This window comes from Aminobacter anthyllidis, assembly GCF_018555685.1.
GTDB classification, from domain to species: domain Bacteria; phylum Pseudomonadota; class Alphaproteobacteria; order Rhizobiales; family Rhizobiaceae; genus Aminobacter; species Aminobacter anthyllidis.
In genome coordinates this window covers 98,161-123,445 of the sequence record NZ_JAFLWW010000009.1, presented here as the reverse complement: position 1 = coordinate 123,445, position 25,285 = coordinate 98,161, and the positions used below count along the sequence as shown (strand labels likewise).

Genomic DNA, 25,285 nt, shown 5'->3' with positions numbered 1-25,285 from the left:
GATTATTTATTTTTAGGCCGCCGTTTCGTGCCAGGCCGAGCGCAACACCCTCAGCCAGTTGTCACGGCAGATTTTCGCCAGATCGGCGTCACCGTATCCAGCATTCCGCAGAGCCGCAACGAGGTTCTGAAGCCCGGTTGCGTCGCCGATCTCGGCCGGCATGGTGGCGCCGTCGAAGTCCGAACCGAGCGCCACGCCGTCGATGCCGACATGCTCGACGAGATAGTCGATGTGGCGGATCATGTCGGAGAGCGGTGTGTCGGTGTTCTTGGCTCCGTCCTCGCGCAGCATGGTGACGGCGAAGTTGAGCCCGACCAGGCCGTTGCTCTCGCGCACGGCGGCAAGCTGCTTGTCGGTCAGGTTGCGGCTGATCGGCGTGATCGCATGGACGTTGGAGTGGCTGACGATCAGCGGCTGGTCGCTGAGCTTGGCGACGTCCCAGAATCCCTGTTCGGTGATGTGGGCGAGATCGATGGCGATGCCGATGCGATTGCATTCCTTGACCAGCCGCCTGCCGGCCTCGGTCAGGCCGGGACCGGTATCGGGGCTCGACGGGAAGGCAAAGGGCACGCCATGGCCGAACACCGTGTTGCGGCTCCACACCGGGCCGAGCGAGCGCAGGCCGGCGGCGTAGAACACATCAAGCGCGGCAAGATCGACGTCGATCGCCTCGCAGCCTTCCATGTGCAGCACTGCCGCGAACTTGCCAGCGGCTTGTGCTGCGTCGATGTCGGCGCCGTTGCGGCAGATCTTCCAGCCGCCGGCACGCTCGATCCTGAAGGCAATCGATGCCATGTCGAGGGCGATGTCGAGCGAAGGCGCGCGTTCGAGCGGCTTGCACAGCGGAATGGCGTAGTGGCCGTTTTCGTCGCGCACTTCGTCGGGCATGTTGGTGGAGGTGATGTAGATCGCACACAGGCCGCCGACGAGGCCGCCCTTTTGGGCGCGCAGCATGTCGATATGGCCCTGCTTGGTGCCTTCGATGAATTCGGCCACCGGGTCGGCACCCTTGGCGGCGTTGTTCCACAACCGATAAAGCACGTCGTTGTGGCCGTCGAAAACTGCCTGCATTACCCACTCCTGTCTGCGGCGGCAGTTGGATGATGCGCGACAGGGCAAGTCAACCTGCCCGCTGGCGTGCGCTTTGCGCCGATGCCGCAAATCCGCTTCGCGCAGGCAGGCAGGACCAAAAGGAATCTTGGCCTGGACCACTCGTCTTCAGCGGTCCCATTTGGCCGCGGAAATATAAGCAATCGGCTGTGCTATCTGGCCAAAGGCAGTTCTGCACCTGACCTTGCGGAAGAGCTGCGACCTTCTTCGGTCTTGAACTGTGGTGAATATTTATGCAGGCGAGTGAAGCCGGCGGCGTAGCCGCAGGCTTAGTACCAACAGGAAATTTACATATGTCAGAAGTCAGTCTTCTCGATCATGCACTCGTGCGCCTCGACGAGGCGGCGAAACATCTCAATGTCGATGCCGACGTAATCGAGAAACTGAAATTTGCCCGCGAGACCACCAAGGCCCGCCTGATGATCCGCATGGACGACGGCTCGCGCAAATCCTTCCTGGCCTGGCGCTGCCGCTATGACGACACGCGCGGACCGACAAAGGGCGGCATCCGCTTCCATCCGGAATCGACGGCCGACGAGGTCGAGATGCTGGCGTTCTGGATGACCTTCAAATGCGCCGTGATGAACCTGCCCTATGGCGGTGGCAAGGGTGCCGTGCAGGTCGACCCGCGCAAGCTGTCGAAGGCGGAACTGGAGCGGCTGTCCCGCGCCTACATCCAAGCTTTCGCCCGCATCATCGGCCCGGATCGCGATATACCGGCTCCCGACGTCTACACCAATTCGATGATCATGGGCTGGATGGCCGATGAATACGCTCAGATCGTCGGCCAGGCCTCGCCGGGCGTGATCACCGGCAAGCCGCTGGCGCTGGGCGGTTCGCTCGGTCGTGGCGACGCCACCGCGCGCGGCGGTTTCTATCTGGTTCGCCATCTCGCCGAGGAACTCGGCCTCAAGGGCAGCCTGCGCATCGCCGTGCAGGGCTTTGGCAATGCCGGCCAGCACATCGCCCGCCTGCTTGCCTCGGATGGCCACAAGATCGTTGCCGTGTCGGATTCGGAGGGCGCGGTGCGGGCTGCGGGCGGTCTCGACCTCGATCGCCTTTTCGTTGCCAAGGACGCTGGCCGTTCGGTCGTCACCACCGCCGGCCAGGGTGGCCATGAGCTGCTCGATGGCGCGGCTCTCGTCGGTGTCGATTGCGACATCCTGGTGCCATCGGCGCTGGAGAACATGATCCGCATCGACAATGCCGATCTGGTCAAGGCGCGGATCGTGCTCGAACTGGCCAACGGCCCGGTCACCGCGGAAGCCGACGCGATCCTGGAGAAGAAGGGCGTCGTCGTCCTGCCCGATATCCTGGCCAATGCCGGTGGCGTCACCGTCTCGTATTTCGAATGGGTGCAGAACCGCCAGGGCTATTACTGGCCGATCGAGGAGATCCACGAGCGCCTGCGCACCATCATGGAGCGCGAGGGACGTGCCATCTGGGACGTCGCCAAGGCCAAGGATGTGTCGGTGCGCACCGCCGCCTATGTCCATGCGCTGGCACGACTTGCCGAGGCGATCGAAGCGCACGGCACGCAGAACTACTTCGCAAGCTGATCCAATCCGATACGCCGCCGGATCGAGATGGTCCGGCGGTACTGATTCAATGATTTAGAGCGTCATTTGTGCGTCCAACCGGACGCACGGCGCTCTGGCCCGCCATTTTCCGGTTGAAGCGCCGAATTGCTGCGGGTAGGGCTGTTGCCTGAAATCCCCCACAAACCTTGCCTTCGAGGCAGATCCGGCGGCCCGACAATGTCCTTCATTCCCGATTGGTCGACCATCATCCAGTTCGCGATCGCAACCTTCATCATCGCGATCACGCCTGGACCCGACATGACCCTGTTCGTCGGCCGGGCGCTGTCGGAAGGCCGCAGGGCTGGTTTTGCCTGCATGGCCGGCGCGATGACCGGCATCGTCTTCCACACCTCGCTGGTGGCGCTCGGGCTGTCGGCGCTCATCGTTGCCTCGCCGCAGGCCTTCATGGCGCTCAAGATCGTCGGTGCCGGCTATCTGGTCTGGCTCGCCTTCCAGGCGATCACCAAGGGTTCGGCGTTTTCGCCCGACACCACCAAGCGCGCGCCGCGCTCAGTGTTCCAGAACTGGGCGACCGGGCTTGGCATCAACCTGCTCAATCCGAAGATCATCCTGTTCTTCATGACCTTCCTGCCGCAATTCGTCTCCGCCCACGACACCAACGCGCCGGGCAAGCTGCTCTTCCTCGGCGCGATGTTCATCGTGCTGTCGCTGCCGGTTGTGGCACCGATGGTCATCGCGGCAGACAAGTTCGCCGGCCTGCTCAGGAAGAGCCCGCGCGTGACGCGCATCGTCGACTACCTGTTCGCGGGCGTGTTCTCGGCCTTCGCGCTGAAGATCCTTACGGCGCAGGCGAAGTAGGCCGCAGCGCACCGGCGAAGCGGCCGGTGACGAACCAGTAGGCAATGCCGCCGATCAGGCCGCTGCCGATGATCGATACCGGCAGCAGCGGGTCGCGATAAGCGAAGCCATGGTCGCCACTCTGATAGGCGAAGCCGATGAACACCAGCGCCACGAAGCCGCCGGCGAGTGCGTAGAACAGCCAGTCGCGCTTGCCGAGCAACTCGGCGAGCAGCATGACCACGATCGCCGGCACGAAGGCGAAATAGGCCACGAAAAGCGCGGTGAAGGGGATGGTGAAGACCATCGACCCGGTTGCGACCTCTGGCGGGATGTCGGCGGCCATCAGGCCGGCGGCGCCGAGGAAGACCATGTTGAGAAAGGCGCTGGCGGCAAGGGATGCCGCCGCGTAGCCCAGCACCATGTGGGCGAACTTGCCGAGATAAAGAAGGACGCGGCTCACGCCTCGCCGTGTCCAGCGATCATCATCGCCTCGAGCGCCAGGCGCTCGGTCTTCTTCATACGCTCGGATTCCGACTTGAGCTGGCCGCAGGCGGCGAGGATGTCGCGGCCGCGCGGTGTGCGGATCGGCGAGGCGTAGCCGGCATTGTTGATGTAGTCGGCGAATTTCTCGATCGTCTCCCAATCCGAGCACTGGTAGTTGGTGCCGGGCCAGGGGTTGAACGGGATCAGGTTGATCTTGGCCGGAACGCCGCGCAAAAGCTTCACCAGCGCCTTGGCATCCTCGATGCTGTCATTGACGTCCTTGAGCATCACATACTCGAAGGTGATGCGGCGGGCGTTGGACAGGCCGGGATAGGAGCGGCAGGCCTCGATCAGCTCCTTGAGCGGGTACTTCTTGTTGATCGGCACAAGCAGGTCGCGCAAATCGTCATTGGTGGCATGCAGCGAGATCGCCAGCATGACGCCGATCTCCTCGCCGGTGCGGAAGATTTCCGGGACGACACCGGAGGTCGACAGCGTGATGCGGCGCTTGGACAGCGACAGGCCGTCGCCGTCGGAGGCGATCAGCAATGCCTTTTTCACCGCCTCGAAATTGTAGAGCGGCTCGCCCATGCCCATCATGACGATGTTGGAGATCTTGCGGCCCTCGGCCGGCACGATGGCGCCATCAGGCGTATTGCGGTCGGGGAAATCGCCGAGCCGGTCGCGCGCCGTCATCAGCTGCGTCAGGATCTCTTCGGCCGTCAGGTTGCGCACCAGCTTCTGCGTGCCGGTGTGGCAGAACGAGCAGGTCAGCGTGCAGCCGACCTGGGACGAGATGCACAGCGTGCCGCGGCCTTCCTCGGGAATGTAGACGGTTTCGATCTCGACCGGGCGACCAGCGCCGCGCGGCGGAAAGCGGAACAGCCACTTGCGCGTGCCGTCGGAGGAGATCTGCTCCTCGACAATCTCCGGCCTTGCGATGGTGAAGTGCTTCGCCAGTTTGGCGCGCAGGTCCTTGGAGATGTTGAACATGTCGGCGAAGTCGGAGACGCCGCGGACATAGAGCCAGTGCCACAGCTGCTGGACGCGCATCCTGGCCTGGCGTTCGGGAACGGTACCGGAGGCGATCAACGCTTCGGCAAGCTCCTCGCGGGTGAGGCCGATCAGCGACTCCTTGACGGGCGCGGCCGCACGGGCGCGCAACGCGTCCCGGGTGGCATCGGTGGTGAGGTCGAGCGAAAGGGTCATTCGGGCTCAGCTAGGTTCATATCGCGGCAAATGTAGGATTTTGGGGCGACATATCACAGGTCTGTCGCCGCGTCACGTTTTGGCGGCCATGCATTTCTGCCGCAGCTTTGCGTTCTGTTAGGCAATGGCTGGGATGCTGCCCCGATGAGCAACATCCTCCATATCGTGCTGGTGGTGCTCGCCGTCAACCTTGCGGCGTTTGCTGCCTTCTGGCGCGACAAGCTCCTGGCTCGCGCCGGCTCAAGGCGCATCCCTGAGAAAACCCTGCTCTGGCTCGCCTTCGCCGGCGGCAGCCTGGGTGCGTTGTCGGCCCAGCACCTGTTTCGGCACAAGACCCGCAAGGAGCCATTCCGCAGCAGGCTCTACGCGATCGTCGTCCTGCATGCGGTCGCTGTCGCCGCGCTGGCGATCTGGCTGATTGCGCCGCAATGGGCTTCGGGGCTGTTCAACGCGCTGAGCGGCCCGGCGGTTTCGTAGGTTCCCGACGCAAAAAAGCCGGGCGATGGACCGCCCGGCTTTCGAAACCTGTCTCGCGCCTGCGCTTACTTGCAGCTGGTGATCGACGTCAGCGCCGCTGAAATGCCCTTGAGCGAGAAGATGTAGTTGGTCGGGTTGCCGCGGCCGGACTTGGCCGAGACCTTCATGTCCGTGCCGCCCTTCATCGCGGCGATCAGGGCCGGCTCTTCGGCCGCGTTCTCGACCCAGGCCGACTTGCCCTTGGTGAACATCGAGAACGACTTGTCGCCAATGGTGACGGAGACCTTGGAATTTTCCTGGAAATTGTAGCCGGCAATGAACTGCGGCTCGAAGGAAACCTTCTGGCCCGGGCGCTGGCTGACGAAGAAGAACATGTCGCCATGGTCGAGGGTCGGTGGCTGCTTGTCGGTCGGCACCGTCAGCACGTAGCAGACCTTGCCGTTCTGCGCTTGGTAGCTGTAGGTGCCCCAGGCGTTGTGCTGGCCGATCTTGGTCGCCGACTGGGCGAGCGCCGGCATTGCCGACACTGCAAGCACCAGACCCGAAATTGTAGCTATCAAACCGCGCATCGCTTTTCCTGTACCTCAAATGGAGCGGGGCAGGCCGACTGCGCGCCCGCCCGTTCGCTTCATTTTGATTTAATCTGGGTTACCAAAGGGTGAACGTCTTTCAGAAAGGACTTTCACCGCGTGGAACCCCGCCGAACTGCCTGTTGTGGACAGGCACCTTGTCCCTGACGTGGTTGAAAACCACGAAAACGGCAAGAGTTTGACTTTTCGTTTCAGGATGAAACAAGCGGGGCCGCGCCGTCACTGGTCCTGCGACAGCGCTTCCCTCGCGGCAAGCCGGTGGGCCGGGGTCATGTGGGCCCGAACTGCGGTGATCGCCGCTGTCAGCACGGCGATGTCGTCAGTGAAGCCGAGGCCCAGGATGACGTCGGGGATGGTGTCGACCGGCAGGATGAAATAACCGAGCGCAGCGATCAGGATACCCTTGGCCCGCAGCGGCGTGTCCTTGTCGAGCGCGCAATAATAGGCCGCCACCACCTCTTCCATGAAAGGCACATGGCGGGCAGCACGCTTGGCGGTGCGCCAGAATTTCTCGCGCACCTCGGCTTCGCTTGCCGGAGCATCGTTGGTGCCGCCGCGAAAGCTGTCAAAGCCGGGGAACTTCATCATCCAGACAATCTCCTTTGCCCGAACTCTATCTTCTCGCGCTTGCCGGAAACCGGTTTCGGTCTCCGGGCCAATGCGCAGTCAAAGATGTGGGAAGGTTCGGCCTCCACTGCAAGATGCCGGGCTCAGGAACCGAAAAAGCCGTTCATGCGCTTCGCCAGCTTGATATCGAGCTCGGTCAGCCCCCCGGCGTCATGGGTGTTGAGCGTGACGTCGACAGTCTTGTAGACGTTCGACCAGTCGGGATGATGGTCGAGCTGTTCGGCGGCGAGGGCGACGCGGGTCATGAAGGCGAAGGCCTCGCTGAAGTTCTTGAACACGAAGCTGCGCGACATCGACAGCCCGTCGGCGGCAAGTGTCCAGCCGCCGAGCGCGTCAAGCGCTGCCTTCAGCTCCTTCGGTTCAAGTTTCTCTCTGGCCATTTCATGCTCCCGTGATATTCGAAGTGTTCACCAGCATAGCGCGGGATCGATGAGCGAGAAGCCGGTAAAATCAATACTCTTCGTTTGCCTCGGCAATATCTGCCGTTCGCCGCTCGCCGAGGGCGTGTTTCGAGCCGTGCTTGCCGAACGCGGGCTGGACGGACAGTACACCATCGACTCGGCGGGAACCGGCGGCTGGCATGCCGGTTCGGCACCGGATCCGCGTTCGATCGCGGTTGCGGCCGAACATGGCATCGACATCACCGCCCAGCAGGCGCGCAAGGTCGTGGCGCGCGATTTCGAGCGTTTCGACCTGATCCTCGGCATGGATCGCTCGAATGTCGACGATCTCCGGGCGCTCGCGCCATCAGGGGCGGTCGAGCGTGTCGAGCTTTTCCTTGGCAACGCCAAGGGCGGGCCAATGGATGTGCCTGATCCCTATTATGGCGGTGAAGACGGGTTTTCTGCGGTCTACCGCATGATCCGCGAGGCTTCCGAGGCACTCGTCGACCGGCTCGACGCGCGGGCATCGCTGCCATTCAGCGGCCAGGCCTCCTCGACGATGTAGGGGCCGCCGCCGACCGAGTCGCGTGACGACATCAGGACGAAGCGGCCGACGCGGAAGGGCACCGTAGCGAAATTGCCGCGTGCCGACAGATAATGCGCGACATCCAGCGGGCTGGTGTTCCTGAGCCGTGCCAGCGTCACATGCGGCGTGAACTTGCGCGGATCGGACGGCAGTCCGAGGCGCTTGCTGATGCGCTCGATCTCGGCCTGCAGCGCGTTCATCTCCGGCGAGGGAATGACCCCGGCCCAGACCGCATGCGGCTTCTTCTGCCCGAAGGCGCCGACACCCGACAGCGTGAGTTGGAAGCCGGGGCGGTCGACGCGGTCGAGTGCTTCGACGATCTCGTCGGCGACGTGGCCTTCGATATCGCCAAAGAAACGCAAGGTGAGATGATAGTTCTCGACGTCGATCCAGCGGGCGCCCGACAGGCCACCCCTGAGCAGGGACAGCGATAAGGCGGCATCACGCGGAATTTCGAGGGCGGTGAAAAGACGCGGCATGGCCAGGCTCCCTTCCTCGAATCGCAATTCGTAAGCTCAGCGAATCATCGATCGCAGCGCCGGGCAAGTGCTTTGTTCAGCACTTGCTGCTTCGAAAGCGCAACGAAAGCAGGTGTGTTGCATAGCTGCATGACGCAGTCATTTGCCGGCAATGACCTTCTCGACAGTCGGCAACGCCTTTTCGACCATGCGGTCGATGCCTTGGGCAGTCGGGTGCATCCCGTCTTCCAGCAACAGCTTCGGATCGCCGGCAACACCATCGAGGAAGAACGGGTAGAGCGTGGCATCGTACTTCTCGGCCAGCTTCGGATAGATCGTGCCAAACTGTTCGCCATAGGCATGGCCGAGATTTGGCGCCGCCACCATGCCGGCCAGCAGTACCTCGATCTTGCGCTCCTTGAGCCGGGCAAGCATTTTGTCGAGGTTCTGCTCGACGAGCGCCGGGTCGATGCCGCGCAGCATGTCGTTGGCGCCGAGTTCCAATATGACCAGCTGCGTTCCGTCGGGAATCGACCAGTCGAGCCGCGACAGGCCGCCGCTTGTCGTGTCGCCGGAGACGCCGGCATTGGTAATCACGACATCGTGACCATTGTTGCGTAGCGCCTTTTCAAGCTTTTCGGGAAAGCTCTCGCCGGGATTGAGGCCATATCCGGCCATCAGACTGTCGCCAAAGCCGACGATCTTGAAAGGTTCGGCCCAAACCGGGGCAGCTGTCGTGAAAAAGGCAAGAGAGGCGGCAAAGATTGCGAAAGTAAGATGTTTCAATGCCATGTCTCAAAACCCATATGACGGAAATTCGCGCCTCTTTCATTTTCATATAGGACAGATTTGCCGTGACAGAAGCAGTCATCGAACTGAGAGACGTGTCGTTGACGCTGGGCACCGGTGCGTCTTCCGTGCACGTGCTGAAAGGCGTGAGCCTTGATGTCGCTGCCGGCGAGGCGACGGGCATCGTCGGTCCCTCGGGCTCGGGCAAGTCGACGCTGTTGATGGTTCTGGCCGGGCTGGAACGTGTTGATGGCGGTACGGTGAAGATCGCCGGCGAGCTGCTCAATGGCCGCAGCGAGGACCAGATCGCCGCATTCCGCGGGCGCAACATCGGCATCGTGTTCCAGTCGTTCCACCTCATTCCCAACATGACGGCGCTGGAAAACGTTGCCGTGCCGCTTGAGCTTGCCGGCAAGCGCGATGCCTTCGCCATCGCCGCGCGGGAACTTGCCGCCGTGGGCCTTGCCGATCGTGTGACGCATTATCCGGGCGAGCTTTCGGGCGGCGAGCAGCAGCGCGTGGCGATCGCCCGCGCTTTGGCGCCCGAGCCGCGCATCCTGATCGCCGACGAGCCGACAGGCAATCTCGACCAGGCGACCGGCCGCCAGATCGCCGACCTCCTGTTCGCCAAGGCCGCCGAACGCGCCATGACATTGGTGCTGGTGACACACGATCCCGCGCTTGCCGCGCGTTGCGACCGCCAGGTGGCGATGCGTTCGGGGCGGATCGAAACGGCGACGGTCGCGCCGCTGGCCGAAAAAGTGCGGGCATAGGCGCCCATGCTGAAAGACCTGCCTCTGGCTTTCCGCTTTGCCTCGCGCGAAATGCGCGGCGGCTTGCGCGGCTTCCTGATCTTCCTGACCTGCATCGCGCTCGGCGTCGCCGCCATCGGCGGGGTCAATTCGGTGGCTCGCGCCATCACTGCCGGCGTCGCCAGCGAAGGCCAGGCGCTGCTTGGCGGCGACATCCGCTTCCAGCTGATCCAGCGCGAAGCGACCGACAAGGAAAAGGCCTTCCTTGAGAGCCTCGGCACCGTCTCGCACAATGCCGGCATGCGCTCGATGGCGCGGCTGGAGGACGGTTCCGACCAGTCGCTGGTCGAGGCCAAGGCGGTCGATGCTACCTATCCGCTCTATGGCGCACTGGTCACCGAGCCGGCCCTGCCGCGTGACGACCTGTTCGCCGAGCGTTCGGGCGTTTTTGGGGCGGCGGCACCCGACCTTTTGTTTGAACGCCTTGGCCTCAAGCTCGGCGATCGCATCAAGCTCGGCGCTGCCACCTTCGAACTGAGGTCCAAGCTCGTGACCGAGCCCGACGCGGTCTCCGACGGCTTCGGCTTCGCGCCGCGGCTGCTGGTGTCGATGGAAGGTCTTGGTGCCTCCGGCCTGATCCAGCCGGGCAGCCTGGTCGAGCACGCCTACAAGGTCCGCATGCCTGTCGGTACGAGCGAGGCCGAGGTGACAGCCGTGCGCGAGCGGGCGAATGCCGAATTCCCCGAAGCCGGTTGGAGCGTGCGCACCCGTAGCAATGCGGCCCCAGCACTGTCAGCCAATATCGAGCGCTTCACCCAATTCCTGACACTTGTCGGACTGACATCGCTCGTCGTCGGCGGCGTTGGCGTGGCCAACGCCGTGCGTGCCTATCTCGACGGCAAGCGCGGCGTCATCGCCACCTTCAAAAGCCTGGGCGCCTCGGGCGGCTTCGTGCTTTCTGTCTATCTCATCCAGATCCTGCTGATCGCGGCAGTCGGCGTCGTTGTCGGCCTCGTGCTCGGGGCGCTGATGCCGTTTGCCGCAAGTGCCGCGCTCCAGTCGGTCATCCCTGTGCCGGCTGAGGCTGGCGTCTACCCCGCAGCGCTCGGCATGGCCGCTCTGTTTGGCATCCTGGTGACGCTCGCCTTCGCCATCCTGCCGCTCGGCCGCGCCCGCGACGTACCGGCGACCGCGCTGTTCCGCGAGATGGGATTCGAAGGCCGTGGACTGCCGAGGCTTGTCTACATCGCCACCGCCCTTGGCATCGCGGCCGTTCTGGCCTTGCTCGCCATCTGGTTCGCCGGCGACCGCCGTATCGCCACCATCTTCGTCGGGGCGACGATCGTTTCGTTTTTGGTGCTGCGCGCCGTGGCCAGCGGGGTGCAGTGGCTGGCGCGAAAGAGCCCGCGCGTGCGCTCGACGGCACTCAGGCTTGCAATAGGCAACATTCACCGGCCCGGCGCGTTGACGCCGTCGGTGGTGCTGTCGCTCGGTCTCGGGCTGACGCTGCTGGTGACGCTGGCGCTGATCGACGGCAACCTGCGCCGCCAGATCGCCGGCAGCCTGCCGGAGCGGGCGCCGAACTTCTTCTTTGTCGACATACAGCCCGATCAGGTCGACGCTTTCGCCAAGCTCGTCGAGGCCGAGGCACCTGGCGGCAAGCTCGTGCGGGTGCCGATGCTCCGCGGCCGCGTCATGGCGCTGAACGGCACCGACGTGCAGAAGCTCAACGTGCCGCCGGAAGGCGCCTGGGTGCTGCGCGGCGACCGTGGCCTGACCTACGCCAAGAATCTCCCGGAAAATTCGACGCTGTCGCAAGGCACCTGGTGGCCTGCGGACTATTCCGGCGAGCCGCTGGTGTCGTTTTCGGCACAGGAGGCGGGCGAACTCGGCCTCAAGCTCGGCGACATGGTGACTGTCAACGTGCTGGGCCGAAACGTCACGGCAAAGATCGCCAATTTCCGCGAAGTGCAGTGGGAATCGATGGGCATCAACTTCGTCATGGTGTTTTCGCCCAACACATTCGCCGGTGCGCCGCACAGCTGGCTCGCCACGCTGGCCGAAGACAAGGCATCGCCCGTCCAGGAATCGCGCATCCTCAATTCGGTGACCCGTAGCTATCCGGCCATCACCACGGTGCGGGTCAAGGACGCGCTCGACGTCGTCAACCGGCTCGTCGCCCAGCTCGGCACCGCGATCCGCGCCGCCGCCGGCGTGGCGCTGATCGCCTCGGTGCTGGTGCTGGCCGGCGCGCTTGCCGCCGGCAACCGCGCCCGGGTCCATGACGCGGTCATCCTGAAGACGCTGGGTGCGACGCGACGGACGCTGATATCGGCGTTTTCGCTCGAATACATGCTGATCGGCCTCGCCACCGCGGTCTTCGCGCTCGCCGCCGGCGGCGTCGCTGCCTGGTTCGTGGTTGCCCGAATCATGACGCTGCCGTCTTCCTTCCTGCCCGAGGTCGCGGTGGCGACGATCGTCTTCGCCCTGGTGCTGACCGTCGGCTTCGGCCTCATCGGCACCTGGCGCGTGCTTGGCCACAAGGCGGCTCCGGTGCTGCGTAGCGAGTAACGGATTGTCGTTGTGGGCTGGACTTCAACGACATTTGTATGAAAATGTGCGCTCACAGCCGGTTTCAAGCCGTAACGGGCCTTGTTTAGGTCTGAAAGAAACATCATATTTCGGCGGAGGCATGCTGGAGTCCCGCCAGCGGCGCCTGGGTCTCGGCCTGACACCCGACGGGGCAGAAGCAACAGAGGATACCATGTCCGACTTTAGAAACTACCAGACGCGCATGGCGACGGCAGGCAGCCGCACCGACGCGTCGATCGACGAAGGCCTGCGCGCCTACATGCTCAAGGTTTACAACCTTATGGCGCTTGGCCTGGTTATCACCGGTCTTGCCGCGTTCGGTACCATGATGCTGGCGACCACCAACGATCCGGCCACCGCCGTCGCCACGATGGGCAACGGCAAGATGCTGACCAGCCTCGGCGTGGCGCTTTATGGTTCGCCGCTGAAGTGGGTCGTCATGCTGGCGCCGATCGGCATGGTGTTCTTCCTGAGCGCCCGCATCCAGTCGATGAGCACTTCGGGCGCGCAGACCGCGTTCTGGGTCTTCGCCGGCCTGATGGGCCTGTCGCTGTCGTCGGTCTTCCTGGTCTATACCAGCGCCAGCATCGTGCAGACCTTCTTCGTGACCGCAGCCGCCTTCGGCGCGCTGTCGCTGTTCGGCTACACGACCAAGCGTGACCTGACGGCCATGGGCTCGTTCCTGATCATGGGCGTGTTCGGCATCCTGATCGCGATGGTGGTCAACATCTTCCTGCAGTCGTCGGCTCTGCAGTTCGCCATCTCGGCGATCGGCGTGCTGGTGTTCTCGGGCTTGACCGCATACGACACGCAGAAGATCAAGGAGATGTATTTCGACGGCGACGACGCGCTCGTTTCCGGCCGCAAGGCGATCATGGGCGCACTCACGCTCTATCTCGACTTCATCAACCTGTTCTCGTTCCTGCTGTCGTTCCTGGGCAACCGCGAATAACGCATCGAGAAGCTGGACCATCAGACTTTCGAAGGGCGGCCTAATGGCCGCCCTTTTCATTTGCGCCAGGCTTTGCTCTAATGGAGGCAGAAAAATGGACTGCCTAAAAAATGAGCATGACGATACGGCACGCGCTGCCAGCCGACCTCGACCGGATCACCGAAATCTATGCCGACGCCGTGCTCAACGGCACGGCGAGCTACGAGCTGGAGCCGCCGACACGCACCGAGATGGGCGAGCGCTTCGAGGCGCTTATGGAGGGCGGCTATCCTTATCTCGTCGTCGAGCGCGATGGCGCGATCATCGGCTACGCCTATGCGGGGCCGTTCAGGGCGCGCCCGGCCTATCGTTTCATCGTCGAGGATTCGATCTACATTGCGCCCGAGGCCAAGGGCGCGGGCATCGGCAAGGCCCTGATGCAGGCGCTGGTCGACGAATCGACAGCGCTCGGTTTCCGCCAGATCATTGCCGTCATCGGTGACGGCCATGCCGACAGTGCCTCGGTGCGGCTGCATGAAAAGCTCGGTTTTCACCACACTGGTCGCATGGAAGGTTCCGGCTACAAGCATGGCCGCTGGCTCGACACCGTGTTCATGCAACTGGCGCTGAATGGCGGTGCCACGCTGCCGCCGGATCCGGGTTCGATGCCGGAGCGGCGCTTCAGGGCCAAGGGCGGCCAAGGCTGAGCAGTCAGCGCGTTCCGCCGACAAGCGGCACGAAGCGCACCGCGACCAGCGTCTTCTGCGTGTAGTCGGTTTTGCCGGTTCGCACGATCTTGACCAGTTGCTGATCGCCGAACGGGCCGAGTGGCATGATCAGCCGTCCGCCGATCGCAAGCTGCTCCTTCCACGCTGGCGGAACGGTGCGCGTGCCCGCCGCCGACAGGATCGCGTCGAACGGCGCTTCAGCCTCGCAGCCTGCCGAGCCGTCGCCTGACATCACATCGATGTTGGCATAGCCGAGCCTCTGCAGCCGCATCCTGGCGGTCTCGGCCAGCGAAGCGATGCGTTCGATGGTGATGACGTGGCCAGCAAGCTTGGCCATGACGGCGGCCGCGTAACCTGAGCCGGTGCCGATCTCCAGCACCTTGTGGCCGCCCTTGAGTTCCGCTGCCCAGGTCATCAGCGCCACGATGTAGGGTTGCGAGATCGTCTGGTCGTTGTCGATGGGAAGTGCCGTGTCGTCATAGGCACGGTCGCGCAATGCCTTGGGAACGAATTCCTCGCGCGGCACAGCTGCCATGGCTTCCAGCACTGCCAGCTCGGTGATGCCGCGCCGGGCGATCTGGTAGTCCACCATGCTGAGACGCGCTGCCTGGTAGTCGATCATGGCCTGCCTGCCGTTGCGCATTAACCCTGGCGAGCGAGCAAGGTTCCCGGCCACAGCACCTGCCGCAGCGTCCGCCTGATGCTGCAGCGCGACGCCTCTTGCTGCATTGCACAAAATGCAAAGCTCCTATGCAATATCAACACTTTAAATCACGGCTCACCGGAGCTAGATATGGGTCATCGAATTTGTCGGGCCTACCTCCTCCCAGGTTTCCGACGAATAGGTCAGCGCCTACCTCCTCCCAGACGCTGGCCACAAATACGACACCCGCCGGACCTCCTCCCCCGGCGGGTGTTGTTTTTTCAGCTTCTCCCCACACATCGACAGTTTCTCCCTCACGCCGCCTTGCGCCGCCTGTGGACCACAGCTCGCCAATCGCCGGACCTCTGCTGCGACCGGTGTGGCGCTCAGGTGGCTGAACAGGCTATAGGCAGTGCCAAGCGTCTCCCGGCGTGGAGAAACGAAACAATGCCCTCGGCCCGCGACCCAAAAAGCGCAGTCGACCGAGGGCGGGTGAGGAACGAGGAAAGGAATTCAGCATGAACGTGACCAGCGAAACCGCTGCCCTTCTCGAACGGCTCGGCGTTGCCACAGCTGCTTTCAGCGGCGGCGACCTGATCGTGCGCAGCCCGGTGACGGGCGAACAGATCGGCGCACTGAAGTCGATTTCATCGGATGAAGCCGGTGCCACGATCGCGCGCGCCGATGCTGCCTTCAAGGCCTGGCGCAACGTGCCGGCGCCCAAGCGCGGCGAACTGGTACGCCTGCTCGGCGAGGAACTGCGCGCTTCCAAGACCGATCTCGGCCGCCTGGTCTCGATCGAGGTCGGCAAGATCCCATCCGAGGGTCTCGGCGAAGTCCAGGAAATGATCGACATCTGCGACTTCGCCGTCGGCCTGTCGCGCCAGCTCTATGGCCTGACCATCGCCACCGAACGTCCCGGCCATCGCATGATGGAAACCTGGCATCCGCTCGGCGTCGTCGGCGTCATCTCGGCCTTCAACTTCCCCGTCGCGGTGTGGTCGTGGAATGCGGCACTGGCCTTTGTCTGCGGCAACTCGGTGGTCTGGAAGCCGTCGGAAAAGACGCCGCTGACCGCACTCGCCTGCCAGGCGATCTTCGAGCGCGCGGCAAAACGCTTCGGTGCTGACGCGCCGGAAGGCCTGTCGCAGCTGCTGATCGGCGACCGCGCCATCGGCGAAGTGCTTGTCGACCACCCCAAGGTGCCGCTGGTCTCGGCCACCGGCTCGACCCGCATGGGCCGCGACGTGGGCCCGCGCCTGGCAAAACGTTTTGCCCGCGCCATCCTCGAGCTCGGCGGCAACAATGCCGGCATCGTCTGCCCCTCGGCCAATCTCGACATGGCGCTGCGCGCCATTGCCTTCGGCGCCATGGGCACCGCCGGCCAGCGCTGCACCACCATGCGCCGCCTGTTCGTCCATGAGAGCGTCTACGACCAGCTCGTGCCGCGGCTGAAGAAGGCCTATGACAGCGTCTCGGTCGGAAGCCCCTTGGAAAGCGCGGCGCTGGTCGGCCCGCTGATCGACAAGGCTGCCTTCGACGGCATGCAGAAGGCGCTGAAGCACGCGGCCGAAAGCGGCGGCCAGATCACCGGCGGCGCCCGCGTCGACCAGGGTCATGACGGCGCCTATTACGTCAAGCCGGCACTTGTCGAGATGCCGGGCCAGGTCGGCCCGGTGCTCGAAGAGACCTTCGCGCCGATCCTCTATGTCATGAAATATTCCGACTTCGACCAGGTGCTGGAACAACACAACGCCGTCGGTGCCGGCCTGTCGTCGTCGATCTTCACGCTCGACCTGCAGGAGGCCGAGCGCTTCCTGTCGGTCGAAGGCTCCGACTGCGGCATCGCCAACGTCAATATCGGCACCTCTGGCGCCGAGATCGGCGGCGCGTTCGGCGGCGAGAAGGAGACCGGCGGCGGCCGCGAGAGCGGTTCGGACGCCTGGCGCGCCTACATGCGCCGCGCCACCAACACGGTGAACTACTCCAAGGCGCTGCCGCTCGCCCAGGGCGTGTCGTTCGATATCGACTGACCAAGACGACACCGGCTGCGGCGCTGGCACCGACCACGCCGCAGCATGCATGACGTCAGGCGCCGTCCGCGAAAGCGGGCGGCGTTTTCGTTTATGGGTCAGAGCTCAAGATTCGGAACGATCCAGCCCGCCATTTCAGCCTGCGCGGCGGATGCGATAGGCAGCAGCCGGCGCGTTTCGAGATCGAAACAGATGGCGACCACCTCCATGGTACCGAAGGCGCAGCCGGAGAACGGGTCGAGCATCCAGTTGACGATGTTCATCGTGCGGCTGTCGGCGCGGGCGAGGCCGGAGCGCACCTCCCAGCAGTCGCCGCTTTCGGGCATGTCGTCGAGCCGGATCAGGAATTCGAGCGCGGCGGCGCCGAAATGCGGTCCGTTGCGTTCGCTGTGATGGGCGCAAAGCTCGCGCAGTGGCGTGATGATGTTGCGGACGCTGTCGGCCATGGCAGCGACGAAGGCTTGCGGCAGCATCTTGTCCCAGGGGTCGCAGGCCTGTTGCGGCACCGCACCTTGGCCGAGCTGGCGCAGGGCGAACTGCTCTGCCCGGGCGCCTGATGCCGATGTCGTTGCAGGAAGATCGCCGACGCCTCGTGGCAACGCCAGCTTCGGCGTTTCGGTGAGTTCGGCGACAACACGGCTAGCGAACGCCTCTGGCCATGGCCGCATGCTGCCGCCGTCCGCGACGGCGAGATGGCGCATGCTGATGCGGAAGGTCGCGGCGCAATCGCCCGAGGCGCTGTCGAACATCATGGCGACGAGCTCGGCCGTGCCCTCGCCGATGGCGGTGAAGCCGGCCGAAATATGCATCGACGTGCCTGCCCGCGCCTCGCGCAGGAAGCGGATGTGCATGGAGCTGGCGGCCACCGTCGTCTCTGATGCGGGCGCAAACAGGCGCGGCAGGCCGGCAAGGCCGAACAGCATGGCGACGGCCTCCATGCAGCGCGCCACATAGAAGCGCGTGTTCATGTGGCCCATCTCGTCGCATTCCCAGGTGGCGACGCCGCCGCGCCACACATCGCGCAGCCCCGAAATGCCAGCCGTCATGCCCTTCTCCTCATGCTTTGGGATCAGGCGTAGCGGCTGCCGCGTACCGGCTCATCGTCGCATCGGACGAGGCGCGGCGGGGACATGGCGTCGGCAGCTGGGCAATGCCGGATCAAAGAATTTGTCGCAGCGCGGTCTATTTTCGCTTTCGTACCATCGATGCTATCAGTGGCCGCTCGAAGAAAAGGTCGCGACGCTTGGTCGGATTTCGCCGCAAGGGATTTGGGTTGGGGGTCGCGCTTGCCGTGGCGCTGATGCTCGTCCTGCAGACGGTGGCGGGTGCCGTGGCGCTCGGCCAGGGCACGCCGCCGCTCGACATGTTCGGCAATCCGCTCTGCGTCACCTCGGCAAGCGGCCACACCGCGCCGGCCAAGAGCGAACATCCCGCCGTGAACGAATGCTGCACGCTTGGCTGCAACATGGTCTCGGTGGTTGCGGTGACGCCGCCCGATGGCGCCGGTCTTCTGCTCGGTCGCCAGATCGAGACCAGCATCGTCTTCATGGCGCCCAGGCCCGACGCGTCGATCGCGCCGGAGTACGACCCCGGGAATCCGCGCGCGCCGCCACGGGTCTGAGACGGCCTGCCGCTTGCGGCAGCCGGACTAAATCGCCCATTTCAACAGACCCTGTGCCGCATGTGTCGGCGCCCATTGTTTCCGGAGTTTTCCATGACCCGTTCCGTTCGCGCTTCTTCGCGCCCGCTTTTGCGCAGCTTCGAGGAGCGTTTCGGCGTCGCCGTCTTTGCGCTGCTGCTGCTGTTTGCCTCGACCCACCAGCTGCTGGCCCACGGCTTCAAGCTTGGCGATCTCGAGATCGGCCATCCCTGGTCGCGTGCCACGCCGGCGGGCGCCAAGGTCGCCGCCGGCTACCTGACCGTCAAGAACAACGGCAGCCAGCCCGATCGCCTGGTATCGGTCCAGTCGGATGTTTCTGAGAAGGCCGAGATCCATGAGATGGCCGTCGACGCCAAGGGCGTGATGACCATGCGCCAGGTGACCGGCGGCGTCGAAATCCCGGCCGGCGGCGAGGTTGCCCTCAAGCCCGGCGCCTACCACATCATGTTCATCGGCCTGAAGGCGCCGGTGAAAGAGGGCGAAAAGTTCCCGGGCACGCTGACTTTCGAAAAAGCCGGCACCGTGACCGTCGAGTTCCAGGCCGACAAGATGGGTGGCCAGAGCCAGGACCATTCGGGTCACTAACATCGTGGGCGCGCGCCATCCTTTCCTGTCCAGAAGTAACGGCAGTTACGGCGCGCGCCTGCTCGTCCTGATTTGCGGCCTCTTGGTATCGGCTGTCGCCCTTTTCGGGGCGACGGCTGCGGCGCACGCCCATGCCTCACTGCTGCGTTCGACACCTGTCGAGGGCAGCGTCGTCCAGGCCGGGCCGGCAGAGGTGCGGCTCGGTTTCAGCGAGACGGTGACGCCGCTCGTCATCGAGCTGAGGGCGCCCGATGGCAGCGCGGCGCGACTGATGGCACGGGTCGCCGGCGCAGACCTGGCGATCGACTGGCCCGCGTCGAAGACCGAAGGCACCTACCTGCTGTCGTGGCGCGTCGTTTCCTCCGACGGCCACCCTGTTTCTGGTGTTCTGACATTTTCCATCGGCAGCCCCAGTGCGACGCCACCCATGGCGCCCGAGCTGAACGATGGCGCGCTGCGCCTCGCCATCTGGAGCGCAAAGCTTGTGCTTTATCTCAGCCTGTTCTTCGGCGTCGGCGGCGCTTTCGCGCTCGCATGGCTTGCGCCCGGCAAGCACTACGGCGTCGGACCCGTTGGCGCGCTGCTGGCGGTCGGCCTCGCCGCAGCTCCAGTGTCGTTCGGGCTGCAAGGGCTCGATGCGCTCGGCGCGCCGCTCAATCTGTTCGGCAGCGCCATGGCCTGGCAGACAGCGGCGGCGACCAGCTACGGCTTCACCGCGGCGCTCGCCTTCATGGCGCTGGCCCTGGCGTTGCTGGCACTCGCCAGCGATGCCGGGCTGTCGCGCTGGCTGTCGCTCACTGGGCTTGTCGGCGTCGGGGCGGCACTCGCCGCCAGTGGTCACGCCAGCGCCGCCGGGCCGCAATGGCTGACGCGGCCGATGGTGTTCGTACATGGAGCAGGCATCGCCTACTGGGCCGGGGCGTTGTTGCCGTTGGCATTTGCCTGGCGCGCGGGCGGCGAAGGTGCCGAGGCGTCGTTGCGGCGGTTCTCCACGGCGATCCCCTATGTCGTGGCAGCGCTGGTCGCCGCCGGTCTGGTGCTGGCAATCATCCAGGTCGAGACGCCGCTGGCGCTTTGGCACACATGGTATGGCCGGCTGCTCAGCCTGAAGCTCGGGCTTGCGGTACTCCTGCTGGTGCTCGCCGGCTTCAACCGCTGGCGGCTGACGAAGCCTGTTCTTGCCGAGCAGGCCGGCGCAACGCGCTGGCTGGTGCGCAGCATCGTGGTGGAGACGCTGCTGATGGTGGCGATCCTTGGCGTCATCGCCGGTTTCCGCTTCACGCCGCCGCCGCGCGTGCTGGCCATCGAGGCGGCGGAGCCCGCCGCGATCCACATCCACACGGCGGAGGCGATGGCCGATCTCGCCATCAGTCCCGGCCATGCCGGCAAGGTCAGCGCCTCCATCATGGTGATGACGGGCGATTTCGGCCCGCTCGATGCGCGTGGCGTGACGCTGAGATTGAGCCAGCCCGGTTCCGACGAGATCGAGGCAAAAGCCCACAAGCCCGGCGACGGCACCTGGCGGATCGACAGCCTCGACCTGCCGGCAGCGGGCACATGGAGCGTCGCCATCGACGTCGACATATCGGAAGGGCAGGCGGTGACGTTGGGCGGCGAGGTTGCCATCCGCCCGGCCACCGGCTGGTAGTCGATACGGACGATGCCGCGCCTATAACGCCGCCTATCTTCCCGGCATTATTTGCGAAATGCCCGGGAGTGCGCGCATGAAAATCCTCATCATTGGCGGAACGGGCATGATCGGCGGCCACACCGCCGGCTATCTCAAGGCGCAGGGCAACGAGGTGGTGCTGGCGGCGCGCAAGCCGGCGCCCGAAGCGACACCGATGGCCGGCTATCCGACCATTTATGGCGACTACACCAAGGGCGATTTCTCGGCCGCCGACCTGGCGCCCTTCGACGGTATCCTGTTTGCCGCCGGCAACGACATCCGCCATTTGCCCAAGGGCGTGGACGAGAACGAATTCTGGACCAAAATGCAGATCGAAGGCGTGCCGACCTTTGTCGAGCTGGCCCGCAAGGCCGGCGTGCGCCGCGTTGTCCATATCGGCAGCTATTATCACCAGGTCATGCCTAACCTCGTTGAGACCAACGCCTATGTGCGTGGCCGCAGCCTCGCCGACGAAGGCGTGCGCGCGCTTGCGACCGACGATTTCAACGTGTCGACGCTCAACCCGCCGTCGATCGTCGGTTATGTCGGGGGCCTGCCGACCAAGCGCTACGAGACGCTGATGGCCTATGCGCGCGGCGAGACGCAGCTGCCGATCTTCGCCCCGCCGGGCGGCACCAACTACATGTCGGTGCAGTCGCTGGCCGAAGCGATCTGGGGCGCGTTCCAGCGCGCCGAGAGCGGCAAGGCCTATCTTGTCGGCGACGAAAACCTGACCTTCCAGCAGTATTTCCAGTCGCTGTTCGACGCCGTCGGCAATCCGCACCGGGTCGAGGAGCGCAACGAGGAGCATCCGCTGTTGCCTGACATGTTCATCGTGCCGGGCCGTGGCAACGTCCTCGCCTACGAGCCCGATGCCGAAGAGACCAAGCTCCTGGGCTATCGCCGCAACGACGTGCAGCGGGCGCTGCGCGAGGTCTTTGCCCAGGTCTCGGGCCAGTAGCGCAACGCCTTCTCGGGGGAGGAAGCCATGGTGGACAATCAGGCGGACCTGCTGATGGAGGTGGCGCTGCGACGGGTGTCGGAGCGCTACGCCTATGCTGTCGACACCGGCGATGGCGACCTGCTCGCCGCGCAGTTCACCGCGGACGGCGCCGTCATCGCGCCGCGCGGAACCTTCGAAGGCCTCGCGCAGCTGCGCGGCATTCCGGCGATGGTCGCGAGCCGCTACCTCAAGACCTTCCATGCGGTGCTCAACCAGGCGGTCAGGCCGGTCGAGGGCGGCGCTGAAGGCGAGACCTACTGCATCGCCCGCCACTATTTCCGCGATCCGGCCGGTCGCTACCTCTGCTACGAGATGACCATCCGCTACCAGGATCGCTTCGTCCGTACCCCGGACGGCTGGCGCCTTGCGCGTCGCGAGCTGGTGGTCGTCGGCACCCACACATACGAGGCGCAGGACACGGCGAGCTGAGCGTGGATTCAGGTGAGGCAGGCCTGCAAATGGCGGCCTTGTTCGCTTCCGGTGCTCACGGACTGAATGTCCGCTCCGCTCCGTTCTTGAAGTTCACCATTTTCGGCTCGGCCTGACCTGAATCCGGATCGCGCCAAGCATAGACACAGACTGCGGAGGACAACATGCCCGACGAAATCTCCATCCTTGGCCTTGCCGGAAAAGTGGCGCTGGTCACCGGCGGTGGCGCCGGCATCGGCCGCGCCACGGCCGAACTCTATGCCCGTGCCGGCATGAAGGTCGCGGTCGCCGAGATCGAACCCGTTCGTGCGGCTTCGGTGCGCGAGGCATTGGGTTCCGACCATCTCGTCGTCGAGGCCGACGTGCGCAAGGCAGACGACGTCGCACGCCTGATCGAGGCGGTGCGCGGCCGCTTCGGCCGGCTCGACGTGGTGGTCAACAATGTCGGCGATTATCTCGGCTTCAAGACGCCGTTCGAGCAGTCGAACGAGGACGAATGGCACGCGCTCTACCACGTCAATTTGCTGCACATGTTCCACGTCAGCAAGGCGGCGATTCCGCTGATGCGCGCGAGCGGCCCGGGCGGCAGCATCATCAATGTCTCGACCATCGAAGCCTTCCGCGGCATCCCGATGACCGTCGTCTATTCGGCGTTCAAGGCAGCGGTAACCGGCTTCACCCAGAGCCTCGCCGTCGAACTCGGCCAGCACGGCATCCGCGTCAACGCGATTGCGCCCGAAACCACCAATTCGGCGCAGATCGTGGCGACGCCGCGCGTGCCACCCGAGAATCTCGAACACCTCAAGCGCTGGTTTCCAATCGGCCGCTTCGGCGAAGGGTCGGATTCCGCCGGTGCCGCGCTGTTCCTGGCGTCGGACACGCTTTCAGGCTGGGTTTCGGGCACGACGATCCATGTCGATGGCGGCGTGCTGGCGGCCGGTGCCTGGATGCGCATGGCCAACGACGCCTGGACGCATCTGCCTGTCATCCAGGCCGATGGCTACACGCCGCGGCCGGAGGCGCGCTGAGGCTTCCGGGGTTTCAGGCCGCACTCGACCGCTGGGTCAACTCCGAGCGCATGTTGCCTGGAGCTTCGTTGCGGCCGACGAGGCTTGCGATCTCCGACAGCGGCAACGGCCGGCCAAACAGGAAGCCCTGCATCTCGGTGCAGCCTTCGGCGCGCAGGAACTCGAAGTTCTCCCGCTTCTCCACGCCTTCAGCCAGCACGGGGATGCGCAGGTCGTTGGCGAGCAGGATCGTCGCCCTGACGATCGCCGCCGCCGCGCTGTCATTGGCGACGTCCTCGACGAAGGAGCGGTCGATCTTGACCCTGTCGAAGGGGAAGATCTGCAGCGTCGACAGCGACGAATAGCCGACGCCGTAATCGTCCATGGCAATGGTGACTCCCAGCGCCTTCAGCTGGCGCACCACGTGCAAAGCGCGGTCGCGGTCCTCGATGATGCTGGCTTCCGTGATCTCGAGCTCGAGGCGCGAGGCGGAGAGGCCGGTTGAAAGCAAGGTCTCGTGCACGACCTTGACCAGGTCGGCCTGGACCAGCTGGGCCGCGGCGATGTTGACGGCGACCTTGTAGGGCTTGCGCCAGCCGGCAACCTCGGCACAAGCGGTCGTCAGCACCCATTCCCCGATCGGGATGATCAGCCCGTTTTCCTCGGCGATCGGGATGAATTCTTCCGGCGCCACGAGGCCGCGTTCGCGATGGTGCCAGCGCAGTAGCGCCTCATAGGCGGTGACCTCGCCGCTCTTCATGTCGAGCTGTGGCTGGTAGTAGAGTTCGAACTCGTCGCGCTCCAGCGCGTGCCGCAGCTCCATCGCCAGCGCGCTGCGCTCGCGGCGGCCTTCGTCCATCGAGCGGTCGTAGTAGCAGACCTTGTCGGTCACCGCGCGCTTGGCGCGGTACATGGCAAGGTCGGCCGCGCCGATCAGCTCGTCGGCATCGCTTGCATGGTGCGGGAACAGGCTGATGCCGATGCTGGCGCCGACCGACAGCGTCTTGGATTTGTTCTGCACCGGGTCGAGCACGCCGGAAATCAGCCGGATCACGAAGCGGTCGACCTCTTCCTTGCTCGAGATACCCTGCTTGACCGCGATGAACTCGTCGCCGCCGACGCGCGCCACCAGCTCGCCGGGACCGGTCAGGATCTTCAGCCGGTTGGCCACCGTCTGCAGCAGCATGTCGCCGGCGTTGTGGCCGTGGACATCGTTGATCTCCTTGAAGCGGTCGAGATCGACGACGATCACAGCGGCTTCCTTGCCGGCAGCGGCGCTGCGCCTGAGCATGCCGGGCAGATTTTCGGACAGGAAGGCGCGGTTGGGCAGGCCGGTCAGCGGGTCGTGCTGCGCGGCATGGCGGAAGCTGTCGACCAGTTCGCGCTGTGACTTGGCATCCATCACATAAAGCGTCAGCCCGGCAATGATCGCCATGGTGGCGAGCACCAGCACGGCCAGGAATTCGCTCGAAAACACTTTCGTCGGCACCGGCACCGAAGGATCGGGCACGACGGTGGCGGCACCCATGGCGGTGAAGTGCATGGCGCAGATGGCGAGCACCAGGGCCAAGACCGACAGCGGCTTGGCGTGGCGGATGCGCTGCCGCGCCGCCAGATGCATGGCGAGCGCGCCGAACGCCACGGCAAACAGGATCGAGGCCTCGACAAGATTGGCATCCCATTCGATGCGGCCGGCGATCTCGAAACCGCGCATGCCGGTGAAATGCATGGCAACGACGCCGAGGCCGATCACCGCGCCGCCTGCCTCCACCGGCAGTCCGTTGGGCGGGCTCGCCGAAAGATGCAGTCCGGCGGCGGTGAAGGCGATGGCGATGACAAGCGAGGCGATGGTCAAAAGCGGATCGAACGCCGCCTCGAAAGGCAGCTCGAAGCCAAGCATGGCAACGAAATGGGTGGTCCAGATCGCAGCCCCGCAGGCGATGCCGGAAAGCATGATCCAAGAGGAGCGGGCGTTGGCTGAGAGACGAGAGGCGCGCTCGAAAAGCCGAATAGTCATGGCCGCGCCGGCAATACAGACAATCGCGGCGACCACGACGAACGAATAGTCATGCTCGTAAGCAAGACAGGAAATGACCTTGAACATTGCCACGCCCCCATGCCCGCCGAGACTGTCCGGTCGGGCCCTGGGCAAGTCTCCTC

The 25,285-nt window shown here is 64.6% G+C and carries 26 protein-coding genes; 15 read left to right on the top strand and 11 right to left on the bottom strand.

The window, feature by feature from the left end; translation table 11 throughout:
- Positions 1 to 12 precede the first annotated feature (12 nt).
- Complete coding sequence (locus J1C56_RS25710; protein WP_214392839.1) at positions 13 to 1,071, bottom strand: dipeptidase; 1,059 nt, start codon at positions 1,069 to 1,071, stop codon at positions 13 to 15.
- A 332-nt stretch (positions 1,072 to 1,403) separates the two neighbouring features.
- On the opposite strand from J1C56_RS25710, the gene J1C56_RS25705 reads away from it, so the two are divergent.
- The gene (locus J1C56_RS25705) at positions 1,404 to 2,669 is read left to right on the top strand and encodes a Glu/Leu/Phe/Val family dehydrogenase (protein WP_214392838.1); all 1,266 of its coding nucleotides are present in this window, start codon (positions 1,404 to 1,406) and stop codon (positions 2,667 to 2,669) included.
- A gap of 198 nt (positions 2,670 to 2,867) precedes the next feature.
- Positions 2,868 to 3,509, top strand: coding sequence for a LysE family translocator (locus J1C56_RS25700; RefSeq protein ID WP_214392837.1), 642 nt, complete (start codon positions 2,868 to 2,870; stop codon positions 3,507 to 3,509).
- On the opposite strand, the gene J1C56_RS25695 is transcribed toward J1C56_RS25700, so the two are convergent.
- Together J1C56_RS25695 and rlmN are read right to left on the bottom strand one after the other, a co-directional pair.
- Positions 3,490 to 3,951, bottom strand: a complete 462-nt coding sequence (locus J1C56_RS25695; RefSeq protein WP_214392836.1) for a hypothetical protein — start codon at positions 3,949 to 3,951, stop codon at positions 3,490 to 3,492. The two genes, J1C56_RS25700 and J1C56_RS25695, sit on opposite strands and share 20 nt — an antisense overlap.
- The gene (gene rlmN, locus J1C56_RS25690) at positions 3,948 to 5,183 is read right to left on the bottom strand and encodes a dual-specificity RNA methyltransferase RlmN (RefSeq protein WP_214392835.1); all 1,236 of its coding nucleotides are present in this window, start codon (positions 5,181 to 5,183) and stop codon (positions 3,948 to 3,950) included. Before rlmN ends, J1C56_RS25695 begins: the two co-directional genes overlap by 4 nt.
- 144 nt (positions 5,184 to 5,327) lie before the next feature.
- Here rlmN and J1C56_RS25685 point away from each other — a divergent pair, with 144 nt between their 5' ends.
- Positions 5,328 to 5,660, top strand: coding sequence for a DUF1294 domain-containing protein (locus J1C56_RS25685; RefSeq protein ID WP_214392834.1), 333 nt, complete (start codon positions 5,328 to 5,330; stop codon positions 5,658 to 5,660).
- Positions 5,661 to 5,725: 65 nt separating this feature from the next.
- Here J1C56_RS25685 and J1C56_RS25680 read toward each other — a convergent pair whose 3' ends face one another.
- The 3 genes from J1C56_RS25680 to J1C56_RS25670 form a co-directional block, all read right to left on the bottom strand.
- Complete coding sequence (locus J1C56_RS25680; protein ID WP_214392833.1) at positions 5,726 to 6,229, bottom strand: invasion associated locus B family protein; 504 nt, start codon at positions 6,227 to 6,229, stop codon at positions 5,726 to 5,728.
- Positions 6,230 to 6,469: 240 nt separating this feature from the next.
- Complete coding sequence (locus J1C56_RS25675; RefSeq protein WP_214392832.1) at positions 6,470 to 6,838, bottom strand: YkvA family protein; 369 nt, start codon at positions 6,836 to 6,838, stop codon at positions 6,470 to 6,472.
- A gap of 122 nt (positions 6,839 to 6,960) precedes the next feature.
- Positions 6,961 to 7,257, bottom strand: coding sequence for a 4a-hydroxytetrahydrobiopterin dehydratase (locus J1C56_RS25670; protein WP_214392831.1), 297 nt, complete (start codon positions 7,255 to 7,257; stop codon positions 6,961 to 6,963).
- Between the two features lie 49 nt (positions 7,258 to 7,306).
- On the opposite strand from J1C56_RS25670, the gene J1C56_RS25665 reads away from it, so the two are divergent.
- On the top strand, positions 7,307 to 7,825 hold the full coding sequence (locus J1C56_RS25665; RefSeq protein WP_214392830.1) for a low molecular weight protein-tyrosine-phosphatase: 519 nt from the start codon (positions 7,307 to 7,309) through the stop codon (positions 7,823 to 7,825).
- Here the strand turns inward: J1C56_RS25665 and thpR are convergent.
- Both thpR and J1C56_RS25655 read right to left on the bottom strand, forming a co-directional pair.
- Positions 7,729 to 8,325: an RNA 2',3'-cyclic phosphodiesterase gene (thpR, locus tag J1C56_RS25660; protein WP_214392829.1), complete on the bottom strand. Its 597-nt coding sequence runs from the start codon at positions 8,323 to 8,325 to the stop codon at positions 7,729 to 7,731. The genes J1C56_RS25665 and thpR overlap by 97 nt on opposite strands.
- Before the next feature lie 138 nt (positions 8,326 to 8,463).
- Positions 8,464 to 9,096: an arylesterase gene (locus J1C56_RS25655; RefSeq protein ID WP_214392828.1), complete on the bottom strand. Its 633-nt coding sequence runs from the start codon at positions 9,094 to 9,096 to the stop codon at positions 8,464 to 8,466.
- A 62-nt stretch (positions 9,097 to 9,158) separates the two neighbouring features.
- Between J1C56_RS25655 and J1C56_RS25650 the strand changes: the two genes are divergently transcribed.
- From J1C56_RS25650 to J1C56_RS25635, 4 genes are all read left to right on the top strand, one after another.
- Positions 9,159 to 9,866: an ABC transporter ATP-binding protein gene (locus J1C56_RS25650; protein WP_214392827.1), complete on the top strand. Its 708-nt coding sequence runs from the start codon at positions 9,159 to 9,161 to the stop codon at positions 9,864 to 9,866.
- Between the two features lie 6 nt (positions 9,867 to 9,872).
- Positions 9,873 to 12,416 (top strand): ABC transporter permease, encoded by a 2,544-nt coding sequence (locus J1C56_RS25645; RefSeq protein WP_214392826.1) that lies wholly within the window; start codon positions 9,873 to 9,875, stop codon positions 12,414 to 12,416.
- 193 nt (positions 12,417 to 12,609) lie between these two features.
- A complete protein-coding gene (locus tag J1C56_RS25640; RefSeq protein ID WP_214392825.1) occupies positions 12,610 to 13,389 on the top strand; it encodes a Bax inhibitor-1/YccA family protein in 780 nt (259 codons plus the stop codon).
- Positions 13,390 to 13,499: 110 nt separating this feature from the next.
- On the top strand, positions 13,500 to 14,075 hold the full coding sequence (locus J1C56_RS25635) for a GNAT family N-acetyltransferase (RefSeq protein ID WP_214392824.1): 576 nt from the start codon (positions 13,500 to 13,502) through the stop codon (positions 14,073 to 14,075).
- 4 nt (positions 14,076 to 14,079) lie between these two features.
- On the opposite strand, the gene J1C56_RS25630 is transcribed toward J1C56_RS25635, so the two are convergent.
- Complete coding sequence (locus J1C56_RS25630) at positions 14,080 to 14,718, bottom strand: protein-L-isoaspartate(D-aspartate) O-methyltransferase (RefSeq protein ID WP_214392823.1); 639 nt, start codon at positions 14,716 to 14,718, stop codon at positions 14,080 to 14,082.
- A gap of 539 nt (positions 14,719 to 15,257) precedes the next feature.
- On the opposite strand from J1C56_RS25630, the gene amaB reads away from it, so the two are divergent.
- Entirely contained in the window at positions 15,258 to 16,772 is a 1,515-nt protein-coding gene (gene amaB / locus J1C56_RS25625) for an L-piperidine-6-carboxylate dehydrogenase (RefSeq protein ID WP_214392822.1), read from the top strand.
- Positions 16,773 to 16,870: 98 nt separating this feature from the next.
- On the opposite strand, the gene J1C56_RS25620 is transcribed toward amaB, so the two are convergent.
- Positions 16,871 to 17,818: a thioesterase family protein gene (locus J1C56_RS25620; RefSeq protein ID WP_214392821.1), complete on the bottom strand. Its 948-nt coding sequence runs from the start codon at positions 17,816 to 17,818 to the stop codon at positions 16,871 to 16,873.
- Between the two features lie 197 nt (positions 17,819 to 18,015).
- Between J1C56_RS25620 and J1C56_RS25615 the strand changes: the two genes are divergently transcribed.
- From J1C56_RS25615 to J1C56_RS25590, 6 genes are all read left to right on the top strand, one after another.
- Positions 18,016 to 18,393: a hypothetical protein gene (locus J1C56_RS25615; protein WP_214392820.1), complete on the top strand. Its 378-nt coding sequence runs from the start codon at positions 18,016 to 18,018 to the stop codon at positions 18,391 to 18,393.
- Between the two features lie 93 nt (positions 18,394 to 18,486).
- Complete coding sequence (locus tag J1C56_RS25610; protein WP_214392819.1) at positions 18,487 to 19,017, top strand: copper chaperone PCu(A)C; 531 nt, start codon at positions 18,487 to 18,489, stop codon at positions 19,015 to 19,017.
- Positions 19,018 to 19,021: 4 nt separating this feature from the next.
- Entirely contained in the window at positions 19,022 to 20,665 is a 1,644-nt protein-coding gene (locus tag J1C56_RS25605) for a copper resistance CopC/CopD family protein (RefSeq protein ID WP_338001505.1), read from the top strand.
- Between the two features lie 76 nt (positions 20,666 to 20,741).
- Complete coding sequence (locus J1C56_RS25600; protein ID WP_214392818.1) at positions 20,742 to 21,647, top strand: NAD-dependent epimerase/dehydratase family protein; 906 nt, start codon at positions 20,742 to 20,744, stop codon at positions 21,645 to 21,647.
- Between the two features lie 27 nt (positions 21,648 to 21,674).
- On the top strand, positions 21,675 to 22,118 hold the full coding sequence (locus tag J1C56_RS25595) for a nuclear transport factor 2 family protein (protein WP_214392817.1): 444 nt from the start codon (positions 21,675 to 21,677) through the stop codon (positions 22,116 to 22,118).
- A gap of 164 nt (positions 22,119 to 22,282) precedes the next feature.
- A complete protein-coding gene (locus tag J1C56_RS25590; protein WP_214392816.1) occupies positions 22,283 to 23,146 on the top strand; it encodes an SDR family NAD(P)-dependent oxidoreductase in 864 nt (287 codons plus the stop codon).
- Positions 23,147 to 23,159: 13 nt separating this feature from the next.
- Here the strand turns inward: J1C56_RS25590 and J1C56_RS25585 are convergent, their stop codons facing one another.
- A complete protein-coding gene (locus J1C56_RS25585) occupies positions 23,160 to 25,229 on the bottom strand; it encodes a putative bifunctional diguanylate cyclase/phosphodiesterase (RefSeq protein ID WP_214392815.1) in 2,070 nt (689 codons plus the stop codon).
- Between the last annotated feature and the right edge of the window lie 56 nt (positions 25,230 to 25,285).

Excerpts from the sequence above, each read along its gene's own strand:
- J1C56_RS25710 (WP_214392839.1), bottom strand. The coding sequence starts at position 1,071 with ATGCAGGCAGTTTTCGACGGCCACAACGACGTGCTTTATCGGTTGTGG.
- J1C56_RS25705 (WP_214392838.1), top strand. The coding sequence starts at position 1,404 with ATGTCAGAAGTCAGTCTTCTCGATCATGCACTCGTGCGCCTCGACGAG.
- J1C56_RS25700 (WP_214392837.1), top strand. The coding sequence starts at position 2,868 with ATGTCCTTCATTCCCGATTGGTCGACCATCATCCAGTTCGCGATCGCA.
- rlmN (WP_214392835.1), bottom strand. The coding sequence starts at position 5,183 with ATGACCCTTTCGCTCGACCTCACCACCGATGCCACCCGGGACGCGTTG.
- J1C56_RS25685 (WP_214392834.1), top strand. The coding sequence starts at position 5,328 with ATGAGCAACATCCTCCATATCGTGCTGGTGGTGCTCGCCGTCAACCTT.
- J1C56_RS25680 (WP_214392833.1), bottom strand. The coding sequence starts at position 6,229 with ATGCGCGGTTTGATAGCTACAATTTCGGGTCTGGTGCTTGCAGTGTCG.
- J1C56_RS25675 (WP_214392832.1), bottom strand. The coding sequence starts at position 6,838 with ATGATGAAGTTCCCCGGCTTTGACAGCTTTCGCGGCGGCACCAACGAT.
- J1C56_RS25670 (WP_214392831.1), bottom strand. The coding sequence starts at position 7,257 with ATGGCCAGAGAGAAACTTGAACCGAAGGAGCTGAAGGCAGCGCTTGAC.
- J1C56_RS25665 (WP_214392830.1), top strand. The coding sequence starts at position 7,307 with ATGAGCGAGAAGCCGGTAAAATCAATACTCTTCGTTTGCCTCGGCAAT.
- thpR (WP_214392829.1), bottom strand. The coding sequence starts at position 8,325 with ATGCCGCGTCTTTTCACCGCCCTCGAAATTCCGCGTGATGCCGCCTTA.
- J1C56_RS25655 (WP_214392828.1), bottom strand. The coding sequence starts at position 9,096 with ATGGCATTGAAACATCTTACTTTCGCAATCTTTGCCGCCTCTCTTGCC.
- J1C56_RS25645 (WP_214392826.1), top strand. The coding sequence starts at position 9,873 with ATGCTGAAAGACCTGCCTCTGGCTTTCCGCTTTGCCTCGCGCGAAATG.
- J1C56_RS25640 (WP_214392825.1), top strand. The coding sequence starts at position 12,610 with ATGTCCGACTTTAGAAACTACCAGACGCGCATGGCGACGGCAGGCAGC.
- J1C56_RS25635 (WP_214392824.1), top strand. The coding sequence starts at position 13,500 with ATGAGCATGACGATACGGCACGCGCTGCCAGCCGACCTCGACCGGATC.
- J1C56_RS25630 (WP_214392823.1), bottom strand. The coding sequence starts at position 14,718 with ATGATCGACTACCAGGCAGCGCGTCTCAGCATGGTGGACTACCAGATC.
- amaB (WP_214392822.1), top strand. The coding sequence starts at position 15,258 with ATGAACGTGACCAGCGAAACCGCTGCCCTTCTCGAACGGCTCGGCGTT.
- J1C56_RS25620 (WP_214392821.1), bottom strand. The coding sequence starts at position 17,818 with ATGACGGCTGGCATTTCGGGGCTGCGCGATGTGTGGCGCGGCGGCGTC.
- J1C56_RS25610 (WP_214392819.1), top strand. The coding sequence starts at position 18,487 with ATGACCCGTTCCGTTCGCGCTTCTTCGCGCCCGCTTTTGCGCAGCTTC.
- J1C56_RS25600 (WP_214392818.1), top strand. The coding sequence starts at position 20,742 with ATGAAAATCCTCATCATTGGCGGAACGGGCATGATCGGCGGCCACACC.
- J1C56_RS25595 (WP_214392817.1), top strand. The coding sequence starts at position 21,675 with ATGGTGGACAATCAGGCGGACCTGCTGATGGAGGTGGCGCTGCGACGG.
- J1C56_RS25590 (WP_214392816.1), top strand. The coding sequence starts at position 22,283 with ATGCCCGACGAAATCTCCATCCTTGGCCTTGCCGGAAAAGTGGCGCTG.
- J1C56_RS25585 (WP_214392815.1), bottom strand. The coding sequence starts at position 25,229 with ATGTTCAAGGTCATTTCCTGTCTTGCTTACGAGCATGACTATTCGTTC.